Genomic DNA, 467 nt, shown 5'->3' with positions numbered 1-467 from the left:
ACTTAAAAGCACCGTAGGCATTGTCATTGATCGCAGCAAAAGCCAAACATTTGGCACACGCACAAGTGATAGTGACACAGCACGCGCGCAATTAACCAATGCATTGGCGCATTATCCGCAATTTGAACCACGATTTATTGAGGCTGGAAAACTTGCTGATAATCAATATGCCCACTCAACAAATTTGTTTAATGCCTTAACACAAGCGCTATCTGATGTCCCACCATCTCGTTATGCAGGTACAATCTTCATCACTGATGGGCAAGTCCATGACATTCCGCCTCTCTCAGAACTTCACCATAAAGCACCTGTCAATGCCCTTATAACAGGAAGATCAGATGAATTTGACCGCCAAATCAAATTTATTTCTCCTCCCCGCTTTGCCCTTATTAACAAACCACAAATGCTCTCCATCTTGGTAGAAGATAAAGGACAACCCAAAGAATCTCTACCAACGCAAGCAGACA

General features: G+C 43.3%; 1 pseudogene. It reads left to right on the top strand.

The annotated features are described in order from the left end of the window. Window positions 1-467: pseudogene (locus J7R10_RS08635) on the top strand (hypothetical protein); the annotation flags it as partial.

This window comes from Bartonella vinsonii subsp. berkhoffii ATCC 51672 (assembly GCF_902825225.1).
In the GTDB taxonomy this organism is placed as follows: Bacteria; Pseudomonadota; Alphaproteobacteria; order Rhizobiales; family Rhizobiaceae; genus Bartonella; species Bartonella berkhoffii.
Note: the sequence above shows the minus strand (reverse complement) of the source record. Positions and strands in the feature narration are given on the sequence as shown.